Source organism: Acinetobacter nematophilus (assembly GCF_026344175.1).
In the GTDB taxonomy this organism is placed as follows: domain Bacteria; phylum Pseudomonadota; class Gammaproteobacteria; order Pseudomonadales; family Moraxellaceae; genus Acinetobacter; species Acinetobacter nematophilus.
This window is the reverse complement of sequence record NZ_JAPKMY010000004.1, coordinates 1-13,691: the sequence shown is the minus strand read 5'-3', so window position 1 is coordinate 13,691 and position 13,691 is coordinate 1. Positions and strand designations below refer to the sequence as shown.

The following is a 13,691-nucleotide window of genomic DNA, read 5'->3' as shown; positions in this document are numbered from 1 at the left end:
ATTCCTAAAATCATATAAACTTGTATAGTCTTATATGTATGTTAAAACCCTGAATTATAATGATTTAGGGTTTTTTTATACCTTTTTATAAACTATCTTGAACTCGTATAGTAGATCAATCCTTTAAACCAAGTTGAGTGAATCCGCTCAACTTGGCTAAAATATTTTTTATTTTAAGTTTTGATTAAAGAAGTTAGTCATCTTATCAAATGGAATGATGTCAACACGGTCATAAAGATCAACATGACTGGCATTAGGAACAATATAGAGTTCTTTGGGTTGTGCGGCTGCCTCATAAGCTGTTTCACTAAAATAGCGTGAATGAGCTTTTTCACCATGAATAAAAAGAATAGGGCGAGGTGAGATCTCTTTAATATAGGTTAAAATTGGCATATTCATAAACGAAATTGGTGTCGTCACCGACCAGGCATTTCCTGAATTTACCGCACGAGGGTGATACCCACGGGAAGTTATATAGTAGTCATGATAATCGACTAGGAATTGGGCCTCGCCACCTTTTAATACATTATAAGGTGATTGATAGGCAGGCTTTCCATTTTTTGCATCGATCCAACGTTGAGCACTGAGCTGTTCAAGCGTTTTGCTACGTTGTTCAGGTGTGACACTATCATTATATCCTTTAGACATTACTCGGGTCATATCGTACATTGTGCTCGTAACTACGGCTTTTATACGTTTATCTACGGCTGTCGCATTGAGTGCCATACCACCCCATCCACAGATCCCGATCATTCCAATACGGTTTTGATCAACATTGGGTTGTAGTCCAATAAAGTCTAAAGCTGCACTGAAATCTTCGGTATTGATATCTGGTGAAGCAATATTACGGGGCTCACCACCACTTTCTCCTGTGTAAGATGGATCAAATGCTAATGTAATAAAACCTCGTTCTGCCATAGTTTGTGCATAGAGTCCAGAAGATTGCTCTTTTACTGCTCCAAAAGGCCCACCGACCACGATAGCGGGAAGTTTACCTTTTGCATTTTTAGGTATATATAGATCAGCAACTAAAGTAATGCCATAACGGTTTTTAAACGTTATCTTCTGATGCTTGACTTTGTTGCTTTGAGCAAAGGTTTTATCCCATTTAGTAGTGAGTTTTAAATCCTGATTAGCCAAAACAAATTGACTTATACCTAACGCTCCAATACTCAGGGTAAAAATAGCAAATGTTCTTTTAAGAAAACGACTTGATGTTGCAGCTGTATAGTGAGACATAAGATATATTCCTGTTATTTTGAAATATTTGAGATCTTGACCTTAACAGGCCTATCGCTTGAAAATGCTTTTGGTAAAGTATCGAATTTGCCAAGGTAAATAAGACTATTAGCAACACCATCAAAATCTTTGTAAAAGACGGCGAGATTGCCCCAAGGAGCATAATAGGTAATATCGCCGGCTTTTGCTGGGTGTCCCTTTGGAGCTCTTTGAGAGGTTAATTTTTTAGGTAGGTAGGCAATTTTTTCTGTTGCAGCATAATCGGTCAATTCTAAAGTAAGAGGAAGCTGCTTGATAAAATCCTGTGTAGTAGGTGAGTCTTTTAAGCGAACAAATACTGGCTGAGCTGAGCCCTCAATATCAAAACGAATATTCATTCTGGAAACCTTTTGTGAAGTCGCTTGTTCAGTATTAGTCTTTGCTTTTGTACAAGCACTAATCCCAATTGTCAGAACAAGTACAGCAATTCCACCGATAACCGGAAAGGCATGTTTAATTTCTTGCATCATGTTGCTCTCCCGACCAGGTAGATAATTAAAAATTAGACATAAGCATGAACCATGCTTGTCTGCTGAGATGATTTGAAATTCAGTATAAAGGTGAAGGTGGTTAAGAATTAGCCCCTAAAAACTGCATAGTCCTATGAATCTCATTCATAAATTAAGGGCTAAAATAATTTTTATTCTGAAAAAACTGGTTAATCTAATTCTGATTAATGAATTTGCCTCATAACTCTATTCACGGAAAGGTACTTATTCAGGAGATAAAGCACCTTTATCATGGTTTCTCATTTTTATAGAGAAAGTCTATGATACCTGCACATCAATCTTCCGAGATAGAACAGCAGCCAGCATATTGGAGTGGCGTATTTGCCATGACATTGTGTGTATTTGCATTGATTGCTTCCGAATTTATGCCGGTCAGTTTATTGACACCAATTGCAAAGGACTTAAGTGTTACTGAAGGTTTGGCTGGGTACGGAATTGCTATTTCAGGTGCATTTGCAGTTATCACAAGTCTATCGATTTCACGTCTGGCAAGAAACATTAACCGTAAAACGCTATTGCTTGGATTGACCGCATTAATGGCGGTTTCGGGAGCGGTAGTTGCACTTGCTCCCAATTACTGGGTCTATATGACTGGTCGGGCTTTGATTGGGGTGGTTGTGGGTGGTTTCTGGTCAATGTCGGCAGCAACGGCGATTCGTCTTGTACCAACCACCCAAGTGCCGAGAGCACTGGCAATCTTTAATAGTGGTAATGCATTAGCAACTGTGATTGCACCACCTTTGGGAAGCTATCTAGGAGCAATGATTGGCTGGCGTGGTGCTTTCTTCTGTTTAGTGCCTGTTGCGGTGCTTGCCTTTATCTGGCAATGGATCAGTCTACCATCTCTAAAAAACAAAGCCTCTATTTCCAATTCATCAGAAGGGATACTTAATCTGTTGCGGCAACCTATTGTATTGATTGGCATGTCAGCAACAGGTCTACTTTTTATGGGGCAGTTCTCGCTTTATACCTATATCCGTCCATTTCTAGAAACAGTGACTCAAACCAGCGTATCCACATTATCTTTTACCTTGTTTGTCATTGGGGTCATGGGTTTTATCGGAACTTTGCTGATTGGTTTTGCGCTAAAACGTCATTTTTATGGGACGTTAATTGCCATCCCTGTTCTCATGGCAGCAATAGCTTTCATATTGATTGGTTTTGGAACATGGACCGCTTTAGTCATTGTGATGTTAGGTATATGGGGCTTATTGGGAACATCTGCACCTGTTGGCTGGTGGAGCTGGATTGCCCAGACTTTTCCGAATAATGCCGAGGCCGGTGGAGGCTTGTTTGTCGCTATTGTTCAGCTATGTATCGCATTGGGTTCAACTGTCGGTGGTTTGTTGTTTGATCATAGTGGCTATCAGATGACTTTTGCTATGAGTGCAATTCTTCTAATTATTTCTGCTGCTTTAACACTTTGGGTTTCACGATTAAAAGTAGCATAACAATCGATTTCTTAAGGAGTCATCTATGCAATATTCTTACTTGGGACGTACTGGCTTACAAGTCAGCCGTATTACCTTAGGTACAATGAATTTTGGTGAGTTAACCGATGAATCTACCAGTTTTAAAATCATGGATGAGGCGATAGAAAAAGGAATTAATTTCTTCGATACTGCAGATGTATATGGTGGGCCACAATCACCAGATATGAAAAAGGGTTTTGGGATATCGGAGGAAATCATTGGTCACTGGTTAGCTCAAGGTGGGCGTAGAGATAAAATTGTGTTAGCAACCAAAGCGTATCAACCTATGGATACAGGCCCAAATGACCGCAGATTATCTGCTTATCACATCAAACGTGCCTGTGAAGCCAGTTTGAAGCGTTTAAAAACAGATCATATTGATCTCTATCAAATGCACCATATTGATCGAAATACGCCATGGGAAGAAATCTGGCAAGCCATGGAACAGTTGATCCGTGAGGGTAAAATTACCTATGTGGGCAGTAGTAATTTCGCTGGCTGGGACATTGCTACTGCTCAATGTAGTGCAAATGCTCGTCATCAGCTCGGTTTAGTATCAGAGCAAAGTCTGTATAACCTGACCCAACGTAGTATTGAACTGGAAGTCATCCCTGCATTACGTCATTTCGGCATAGGTTTGATCCCGTGGAGTCCAATTGGTATGGGCACATTAGGAGGTGTATTTAGTGAGCTTCCAGAAGGTGGTCGTAGAGCGACTCCAGAACTACAACAGCGAATCCAAACACTTCGTCCACAGCTTCAAGCTTATGAAAGCTTATGTGTAGAACTTGGTCTTAGTCCCGCATTAGTTGCTTTAGCTTGGTTATTGCACCAACCCGCTGTAACTTCTGTTATTAGCGGTGTACGTACGGTTGAACAATTAAAAGAAAATATTAGAGCTTTGGATTTAAAGCTTTCGACTGAAATATTAGCAAAACTTGATGAGATTTGGCCGCCCTGCGGTGAAGCACCGCAAGCCTATGCTTGGTAAATAAAAATAAATAGTCTGCCTGAATTTTGGGCAGACTATTTATTGTGCTTTGTTTATTTAATATTCTAGAGTCTGGTTATCAATCACAAAACGATATTTCACATCACCTTTTAACATGCATTCTCTTACTTAAATAATCACCGAATAACTTGTTGGGATGTGTGTCCACTTGTACTAATTTTTTTCTTTTTCATTTGGGCATTTTTTTTAATTTCTAGCACTATCAGCATAAAAATTCAAAATAAGAATCTAAAGTAGAAGAAATTTATGAATAATCTTTATTAGTGTTAGACACGATACAATGTTTAACGTGTAATAAAGATAATGACAAATATTTAAAATGGGAGTTCACATCTTGATTAGCAGAGAGAATTATAATGATCTACATGCTTTTCTCATGGTAACTCGAGAAGGCAGTTTTACCAAGGCAGCAGGTAAACTTGGTGTTTCACAATCAGCCCTAAGCCATAGCATTCGTGGTCTTGAGGAGCGCTTGGGTATTTTATTGTTAAATCGAACTACTCGTAGCATTTCACCTACCGAAGCGGGTGAGCGTTTAAGGCAAACCATTAGTGCCAGTTTTGACCAGATTGATAATGAACTGACGTTGTTAAATACGTTTCGGGATACTCCAGCAGGTAGAGTTAGAATTAATGCTAGCAGCCATGCTATACAACATATTTTGATTCCAAAGCTAGCAAAAATTGCTCATCTCTATCCAGATGTTGAAGTAGAGTTTAGTGCCAATAGTGGTATGGTGGATATTGTTGCCGAACATTTTGATGCAGGTGTCAGGTTTGGTAGCCGGGTAGCTGATGGTATGGTTGCCGTGAGAATTGGAGACGATGTCCAAATGGCTGTAGTCGCAACATCAGATTATTTTCAGCGTTACAGTATTCCTCAAACCCCCAAAGATTTAGATCAACACCAATGTATTGGGTTTAGGTTAATGACTCAAGGTGGAATATACGCATGGGAGTTTGAAAAAGAAAGACAGGAATTTAAAGTTAAAATTAATCCCCAATGGGTGTTTAATGAAAGTTTTGATATTGCTCAAGCAGTCAAATCGGGTATGGGGCTCGCTTATATTCCTAAAGATATGGTAGAAAAAGAGATCGAGCAAGGCGATTTAATACAAGTGCTTGAAGAATATAGTATCCAGTTTTCAGGTTATCATCTTTATTATCCTCACCGTAGACAGCAATCTTCGGCTTTAAAATTAGTTATAGAGAGCTTAAGAGTATAATTAAGAAAGAATAGTAATTTTTTAAGACAAATAATTTCAGTCTTTTAAAATACCAATAGTTTTTGCTGCTTCTAAAGCTATCCAAAACCGCGTAATACCTAAGCTTGTTGTGGGCTTTATACCAGTTAATTCTTCTATAACTTTCAATCTATAGACTAGTGTCTGCCGATGAATATCTAATTTAGAAGCGGTTACCTTCCAGTTCCCATCATATTTTAAAAATACGGCTAAGGTTTTGAGCAATGGTAGAGAGTTAGTTTGTTCATATTCTAAAATACGGCCAAAATAATGATCAACAACAGCTCTCGCTTCTGCGACAGTCTTAGGTCCTAAAGCTAATTCTAGATCTAGATGATTGTAGTAAATTAAATCAGTTTGGCTTTCTTTGATTCTTCCTAAAGCTAAACATGACTGGAAAATACTTTCTTTGAAACCAAGCATTGCTGTAATTGGGCTACTTATACCTATTTTTGTTCCTTTTCCAAAATAATTAATAAGAGCATTTAATAAATTACTATCATCAGGAAGTACCGCAAATATTCTATTTTTATCACGAGAAAATAATGGATAAATTTTATAAAATTCAGGTATGTGGTGAATGTCAGTGTATTGGCGAGATCCTTTGTTTGAGGGATCAATTGCGATAGTAACTAATTTACCTTGTAAGCCACGTCTTTCTAACATAATTTTTGCAGCACCAAATTCAATTTCCCCATTTAACAAGTCATCAAATAAAGCTTCACCTTCTTCTCGAATTCCATCACGGTCTATCATTTCACGTTCTAGCTCAATACTAAGTAAGCCAGCTAAAATACGTGGTAAAAATGTCTCATCAAAAAAACGCGATTCTTTATTAATAATATTTAGAGTAGTTTGGGTTCTACCCGGTATTTTTACACTATAGGGAATATTTTCTTTCGATACTGGAGAACTAAAATTAAAAATAGGAGTGAGTGTTTCATTATCTAAGATTTGTAAATTTAAAGATAATTTTTGCCCGATAATATGTAATCGTTCATCTAATTGTGAACTTTCCCATAACGCATCAGTATAGACTTGAAATAGCTTATTTCCTGCATCAAAACGGTCTCGTTGAGCTTGCAAAACACTTTCAATTACCAAACGAGCTAATCGTAAAAACTCTAAATCAAAACTAGCTCCTAATATTGGAAATCCTAAATCACTTGCTTCATCTAGCATCTCCTGAGTAATAGAAGGAGCAAAATCTCTAGGAGCAATAACAAGGGCACTAGCTTGAGCTTCAGAGAGCTGACGTAACCATTCAACCTGTTCAATGGGTTCTGTTGGTAAACCACCGCCAGTGGTCATTACGAGGGTACCGGGTGATATCCAATGCCAAGGATCTGGTAAATCTACAGCATGGGCCCATTTAACTATACGTTTACCTCCAGATCTACCAGACTTAAAAGTTAGGCCTAAATTATTGTTTTTCACCAATTCATCAATGGTAATCATAAGCATCCTGCTTTTTTCATCATACATTTGTATAAAAGATAGCAGTTTTTATACTTATCTTACCAATAGAATCGTGCTTAACATGACCTTAACATCCTCAATCAATACTAAAAATGTTTGAGGAATAATAAATGAATGAAGCACTTAAGGATGAGCTCATCAAGTTACCAAATATTCCATATTGGTATGAAAAAACTGATGAAAGACAAGCGTTAAATAATGAAGTTGATGCTGATGTAGTCATTATCGGAGCTGGTTATACAGGCCTATGGACTGCGTATTACTTACTTAAAACATCACCTTCTCTTAGAGTTGTTATTTTAGAGCGCGAATATGCTGGATTTGGAGCATCAGGCCGTAATGGCGGTTGGGCTTCTGCCATATTTCCAATTTCTCTTTCTAAAGTAGCAAAAAATTCATCTCACCAAAGCGCATTATTTTTACAGCAAGTAATGAATGAGACAGTAGATGAAATTGGTCAAATTCTTCAACAGGAAGGTATTGACGCCAATTATTCTAAAGATGGCTTTTTATCAATAGCGCGAACACAAGCTCAACTGCAACGTGCAAAATCCTCAGTTAAGGCTTCGAAAGATTTTGGTTTACCTGATCAATGGTATTTTCTTGATGCTAAAGCTACAAAATCAAAGATTAATGTAGCTAATGCATTGGGTGCAATTTATACACCGCATTGCGCTGTAATTCATCCAGGTAAGCTTGTTAGAGGTTTGGCTAAAACTGTAGAAAAATTAGGAGCTAAAATTTATGAGAAAAGCGCCGTAACGAAAATAAACACGGGGCAAGTTATTACTCTAAATGGAAAAGTTAACGCTCCTATTATTGTAAAGGCTACAGAAAGTTATTCATGTCAATTAGATGGATACAAACGTTCAATTATTCCTTTGTATTCATTAGTACTAGCCACAGAACCAATTCCGGTATCTGTAAGAAATGATCTTAAGTTAAACCATAGGTTAGCTTTTAATGATATGAGGCATTTGCGTGTATATGCACAAATGACTGCTGATGGGAGATTAATCTTTGGTGGGCGCGGTGCTCCTTATCATTATGGTTCAACAATTTCACCGGAATTTGATCTTGTTGATAACGTTCATGAAAGTATCCGTAGCACTATTAATGATTTTTTCCCAACTTTAAGCAATTTAAAAATAACTCATCGATGGGGCGGAGCACTTGGGGTCGCCCGTGATTGGTCACCATCTGTAGGTTTTGATCCGAATACAGGCATTGCTTGGGGTGGTCATTATGTAGGTGATGGTGTTGCGATGAGTAACCTTTCGGGACGAATTCTCAAAAATTTAATTCTAAACATTCAAGAACCAGTTAATAAGCTACCAATCGTAAATCATGCTTCTCCTTTATGGGAGCCTGAGCCTTTACGATGGATGGGTATTAATTTTGGTTTATCTGCAACGGCGTTTGCCGATAAAGAAGAAAACATGACTAATCGTCCTTCTACTGTTGCATCTGCACTAGAAGCATTGACTGGCGCTCATTAATTTTAAAGGAGTAAATGCATGCCAACTATGACTATTGTTAAGCGCGATGAAATTGAAAACGGTAATTTACCTGCTGCAGGTTTACGTGCTGGCGCTGATAGTGGAAACCCTCAATTAGGAGTTCAAACTCTTGCACCTAATGCTCAAGGGAATTTAGGGATATGGGAGTGTCAACCAGGAGGATGGCCTGTTATTGACAGAAAAGATACCGAGTTTTGCTACATCATTTCTGGTAAAGCAACTCTAACTGATGACAAGACAGGTGAGGCCATTTCTGTAAGTGGAGGCGATTTGATAATTCTGCCTGTTGGCTGGACAGGTCGTTGGGATGTAACTGAAACAGTTCGAAAAATATTCACAATTTATTAATTCAATCATTTCCTTAAGGAAAAGTAAGGAATATATCTAAAGTTAAGGAGAATTAAATGAGCCAGATCGTTGGACATTTTATCAATGGTGAAGTAGTTGTAGATGAAAGCAATACTCAACCGGTATTCAATCCATCAACAGGTGAGATTAGTAAGCAAGTAAGTTTAGGTGGAGCTAAAACAATTGATGAAGCAGTCGCTTCAGCTAAAGCAGCATTTCCATCATGGAGTAAAACTCCTCCACTAAAACGTGCTCGCATTATGTTTAAATTTAAAGAGTTATTAGAACAAAATACTGCTGAAATTTGTCGTTTAATTGGCGAAGAGCATGGAAAAATTATTCATGATGCAGCAGGCGAGTTACAACGGGGCATTGAGAATGTTGAATATGCATGTGGTGCACCTGAGTTACTAAAAGGCGAGCATAGTCGTAATGTTGGTCCTAATATTGATTCTTGGAGTGAGTTTCATCCACTAGGTGTGGTTGCTGGAATTACACCATTCAACTTTCCTGTAATGGTCCCATTATGGATGTTCCCAATGGCAATTGTATGTGGAAATACTTTCGTCCTAAAACCTTCTGAACGGGATCCTAGTGCGACTTTATATATTGCTCAGTTGTTAAAAGAAGCTGGTTTACCTGATGGTGTACTTAACGTAGTAAATGGTGGCAAAGAAGCTGTAGATGCTATTTTGGTTAATAAAGACATCCAAGCAGTAAGTTTTGTAGGTTCTACTCCTATTGCTGAATATATCTACAGAACGGCTACAGCTAATGGTAAGCGTTGCCAAGCACTTGGGGGTGCGAAGAACCACGCAATTGTTCTACCTGATGCAGACTTAGACAATGTAGTGAATTCCTTATTAGGAGCTGCTTTTGGTTCTTCTGGAGAGCGATGTATGGCTCTATCAGTCGCAGTTGCTGTGGGTGATGAAATTGCTGATAAAATGATTGCAGCTTTAAAAGATGCGATGGCAAATTTAAAAGTAGGTATTCATTCAGATAAGCAAAATGATTTTGGACCAGTAATTACCGCAGAACATAAAACTAAAGTTATTGGACATATTAAAAGTGCTGAACAGCAAGGAGCTACTATTTGTGTAGATGGTTCAGATCTCGTCCATACAGATTATGAAAATGGTTTTTATGTCGGGGCTACATTGATCGATGGAGTTACCAAAGACATGAGTAGTTATCAGGCAGAAATTTTCGGTCCTGTACTTCAGGTTATGCGTGTTAAGACAATGCAGGAAGCAATGGAATTAATTAATGAACATGAGTATGGGAATGGTACCTGTATTTATACTAGAGATGGAGAAGCTGCTCGTTATTTTGCAGATAACATTCAAGTTGGTATGGTTGGTATTAATATTCCACTGCCTGTGCCAGTAGCTTATCAAAGTTTCGGTGGCTGGAAGCGTTCATTATTTGGTGATTTATTTATGTATGGTCCAGACGGTGTACGTTTCTTCACTCGCCGTAAGACTATCACTCAACGTTGGCCAACTGCACAAATTCGAGAGGGTGCTCAATTTTCAATGCCTACCTTATAGTTTGAGTAATTAAAAAAGATAGTTAAATGACTTAAATCTCATGAGGTTCAAGTCATTTTTATATAATTAAATAAATATTTACCGCTTTTCCATTATTAAGACACTTCTAAACTAGAGCTTTCCAGTTCGTTTCCGTAATCGGTAGTTTATAAATTATCTTAACGCTTATAGGATTGTTGTTTATTATCCAAACGCTACAACGAGACTATTTCTCTAACCAATGGTCAGGTTTTCAAATAAATAAGTATTGAAAACATCCTTCCTGAATGAACCATGGAATCATTCGATAAAAGCATTTTATGTAGCTAGCTTGATTATATGTACTACTTTTTTATCTTTGCGCAACTCTAGCAATTTGGCTGAGTTCAACTCAGGATTATTATCAACATAAAACTACCTTGGAAAAGCCACATTGCTGCCTAAGTTTAACTTCATGCTCAACCAGCAAAAATATGTCTATTTCGAGGTTTAGTTTCAGTAGTAATTTACCGATAATATTCAGAGTGCAGAAGCGCTTATCACAATATAAACTGCCATTCATAGAATCTAAAGCCTAATGAAAGTTTTCTAATGCAGCTACCTGTAACGGTTGTGAAATACTGTTTACTAATGCTTACCACTTCCGGCGACGGGCTAAATTTAAGCCCATTAGACAATATACTAGATAAACCCGCTTATGATTTCAGTCATAACCATGGCGATGAATACTACCAAAACACTTCTAGAACACTAATTGAAGAGATTGTATAAGTACGTTTGAATAGCTTACTTAGGGGAAGGGGACAATTGAGGTCATAAAGCTTTTATATCTAAGCATAGTATTAATTATTGATTTACAAATTAAAATCTCGGTAGCGTTATACCGAGATTTATTAAATTAAGAATAGAAGATAATTACGATTATTTAGTGTGTCTTAAGGAATTCACTTGTGGGACACGTGATGCCCTATTAGGGCTAACAATTTTCATAGCGCCGTATGCAATTACAATAACAAAGATTGCGATTAAGGACTGTAATAAGCTAAGTCGTGTAGCTGGATTTATCCCCATACTAACTAAAACAGCGATGATGCATAGAGTTACAAATAACGGTAACCAAGGATGCAACCACATTTTAAATGTTAGAGTTCCTTCCTGGACCCATTTTTTACGTAATTTTAACTGTGATAAGCAAATCATTAAATAGATAAATAAGAATAGAGCTCCAGAGGAATCAAGTAGAAACTGGAAAGCAGTGTCCGGCCATAATGCCGCAATTACAACACATCCATATCCAACTAAAGTAGAAGTCAGTACACCCCAAACTGGTACACCTCGCTTATTTTTTCTCGCCAACCAACTTGGAGCTTCATTATTTGAACTTAATACATGCAATAATCGAGATGCAGTATATAAACCTGCATTAAGTACAGATAATACGGCAACAAGAATTACCACTGTCAGCATTGTACCTGCACCAGGAATACCAATTTTCTCAAATGTTGCCACGAAAGGTGATTTGCCTGGAATTATATTAGTCCAAGGTTGTGCAACTACAATGAATAGTGTAGATAAAACGAAAAAGACTAAGATACGTGCCATTACAGTGTTTACAGCACGGCGGATGTTTTGTGAAGGATTATCTGATTCTGCAGCAGCGATAGTAGCAACCTCTACCCCACTCATTGAGAAAATTACTGAAACCACACCAGAGAATAGAGCTAATGTGCCGTGGGGTAAGAAACCGCCATGCTGAGTTAAATTAGCAAAAGAAGCTGTTGAGTTTGGCCATACTTTAAATACATATGCTCCGACAATAACTAAGAATACAACAATAGCTGCTACCTTGATTCCAGCAAACCAATATTCTGCTTCGCCAAAAGAACTTACTGATAATAAGTTGAGAGAAGTCATCAGAATTAGTAAGCCAAGTGAGATAATCCAAACAGGAATATCTGGTAACCACTGATTAATAATTTGTCCACCAACAACTGCCTCAAAACCAACGACAACTACCCAGAAATACCAATAAAGCCATCCAGTTGAAAAGCCTGCAAGATTACCAAAGGCTAATCTAGAAAAATCTACAAATGAACCATTGGTAGGACGAGCTGCCGCCATTTCTCCTAACATTCTCATGATTAAACCTACCATGATTCCTGTAATGGCGTAGCATATAAAGGCGGCTGGACCCGCTGCAGCTATTACTGAGCTAGAACCGACAAATAAGCCAGCTCCAATTACTCCACCAAGGGCTAACATACTAATGTGGCGGGTTTTGAGTGTAGATTTCAGACGTGGATCATGTTCCGTATGAATAGGCATCTTTTATTCCTCTATGATTATAGTTTTAACTCCATTTGAGGGAATATAAGCATTCCTATAAGAGATTGCCTATATGTAAAAAAGATGAATTTACCTAACCCTTTTATATAAATGTATGAAAGGTTGATCTATGGAGCAAATTCGAGAATAAAAAAGAATTTCAAAAGTAAGATTTTGATATTAAATAATTTCTAGCATTTTTTAATCAATTGCTCAACTTTATGATAATTTGATTTCATTTAATTAAGGAAGTAAAAATAAAGTAATCTAATGACCTGCTTAACAAGAGTTGGAGTTTTTTAAAGCTTTGAACTTGTTTAACAAAAATTTTGAAGAGAGGATGATAATTTTTTAAAAACATGTTCAAGAAATTAGCTATAAGTTTTACCTTATAAGGATTTGAATTTTTTAAGTTATTAGGTTCATAAAATTATATAAAGCAAAAATACATTATCTTTACTTGATTGAATTTTTTTTTATTTAGTTCAAATAATTGGTATAAGTTCGATTTATTCAAAGTATTTGAATGAGAAAAACTCATAGATTAAATACTTTTACTCACTTTTTATTAAGAAATATTTATGACATTTTATGAGTTTTCCTAATGAATGGATTAAGTTTGGAGAAATTCTCAGCTTTCATGCTAAAAACTCATGGTTTATTCATTAAAACCATGTTCAAAAGCTTTTTTTCGTAGTAAATAAGCTATGTTAAAAGAACCCAAATTGGAAAGGGGGTTCTATGGAAATAGGGCAAGTCAGGAGTGTCCATGAAAATTAAGCCATTGCCACCAATGAATAGCTTGATTGTGTTTGAGGCAGCTGCCCGCCACCTTAGTTTTACACAAGCAGCAAATGAATTAAATGTCACACAAGGGGCGATTAGTCGCCAAATCAGACAACTTGAAGAGTATTTAGGTAAAGAATTATTTGTTCGAGCAAATCGTAATATTTCATTAAGTCCTACAGGGTTA

Annotated in this window: 11 protein-coding genes; 7 read left to right on the top strand and 4 right to left on the bottom strand. The window is 37.2% G+C overall.

Features of this window, described 5'->3' with window-relative positions:
- Positions 1 to 168: 168 nt before the first annotated feature.
- Together OSH00_RS09205 and OSH00_RS09200 are read right to left on the bottom strand one after the other, a co-directional pair.
- The gene (locus OSH00_RS09205; RefSeq protein WP_266130173.1) at positions 169 to 1,239 is read right to left on the bottom strand and encodes an alpha/beta hydrolase; all 1,071 of its coding nucleotides are present in this window, start codon (positions 1,237 to 1,239) and stop codon (positions 169 to 171) included.
- Between the two features lie 14 nt (positions 1,240 to 1,253).
- Positions 1,254 to 1,745 carry a cyclophilin-like fold protein gene (locus OSH00_RS09200; protein WP_419376121.1) on the bottom strand — a complete coding sequence of 164 codons (492 nt, stop codon included), beginning with the start codon at positions 1,743 to 1,745 and terminating at the stop codon, positions 1,254 to 1,256.
- Positions 1,746 to 2,047: 302 nt separating this feature from the next.
- Here OSH00_RS09200 and OSH00_RS09195 point away from each other — a divergent pair, with 302 nt between their 5' ends.
- The 3 genes from OSH00_RS09195 to OSH00_RS09185 all read left to right on the top strand — a co-directional run bounded on the left by OSH00_RS09195 (position 2,048) and on the right by OSH00_RS09185 (position 5,496).
- Positions 2,048 to 3,238: an MFS transporter gene (locus tag OSH00_RS09195; RefSeq protein ID WP_266130171.1), complete on the top strand. Its 1,191-nt coding sequence runs from the start codon at positions 2,048 to 2,050 to the stop codon at positions 3,236 to 3,238.
- 25 nt (positions 3,239 to 3,263) lie between these two features.
- Positions 3,264 to 4,250, top strand: a complete 987-nt coding sequence (locus OSH00_RS09190) for an aldo/keto reductase (protein ID WP_266130170.1) — start codon at positions 3,264 to 3,266, stop codon at positions 4,248 to 4,250.
- Between the two features lie 355 nt (positions 4,251 to 4,605).
- Positions 4,606 to 5,496, top strand: a complete 891-nt coding sequence (locus tag OSH00_RS09185) for a LysR family transcriptional regulator (RefSeq protein ID WP_266130169.1) — start codon at positions 4,606 to 4,608, stop codon at positions 5,494 to 5,496.
- Positions 5,497 to 5,532: 36 nt separating this feature from the next.
- Here the strand turns inward: OSH00_RS09185 and OSH00_RS09180 are convergent, their stop codons facing one another.
- Complete coding sequence (locus tag OSH00_RS09180; protein WP_266130168.1) at positions 5,533 to 6,972, bottom strand: PucR family transcriptional regulator; 1,440 nt, start codon at positions 6,970 to 6,972, stop codon at positions 5,533 to 5,535.
- A gap of 131 nt (positions 6,973 to 7,103) precedes the next feature.
- Here OSH00_RS09180 and OSH00_RS09175 point away from each other — a divergent pair, with 131 nt between their 5' ends.
- Genes OSH00_RS09175 through OSH00_RS09165 form a run of 3 tightly spaced genes read left to right on the top strand, consistent with a single transcriptional unit; the run spans position 7,104 to position 10,414 of the window.
- Positions 7,104 to 8,492, top strand: coding sequence for an NAD(P)/FAD-dependent oxidoreductase (locus tag OSH00_RS09175; protein WP_266130167.1), 1,389 nt, complete (start codon positions 7,104 to 7,106; stop codon positions 8,490 to 8,492).
- Positions 8,493 to 8,510: 18 nt separating this feature from the next.
- Positions 8,511 to 8,861, top strand: coding sequence for a cupin domain-containing protein (locus tag OSH00_RS09170; RefSeq protein WP_266130166.1), 351 nt, complete (start codon positions 8,511 to 8,513; stop codon positions 8,859 to 8,861).
- Positions 8,862 to 8,917: 56 nt separating this feature from the next.
- The gene (locus OSH00_RS09165; protein WP_266130165.1) at positions 8,918 to 10,414 is read left to right on the top strand and encodes a CoA-acylating methylmalonate-semialdehyde dehydrogenase; all 1,497 of its coding nucleotides are present in this window, start codon (positions 8,918 to 8,920) and stop codon (positions 10,412 to 10,414) included.
- A 900-nt stretch (positions 10,415 to 11,314) separates the two neighbouring features.
- Here OSH00_RS09165 and OSH00_RS09160 read toward each other — a convergent pair.
- Positions 11,315 to 12,718, bottom strand: a complete 1,404-nt coding sequence (locus OSH00_RS09160; protein WP_266130164.1) for an amino acid permease — start codon at positions 12,716 to 12,718, stop codon at positions 11,315 to 11,317.
- Positions 12,719 to 13,487: 769 nt separating this feature from the next.
- Here OSH00_RS09160 and OSH00_RS09155 point away from each other — a divergent pair.
- The coding region (locus tag OSH00_RS09155) for a LysR family transcriptional regulator (RefSeq protein WP_266130163.1) at positions 13,488 to 13,691 on the top strand (204 nt) is incomplete at its 3' end.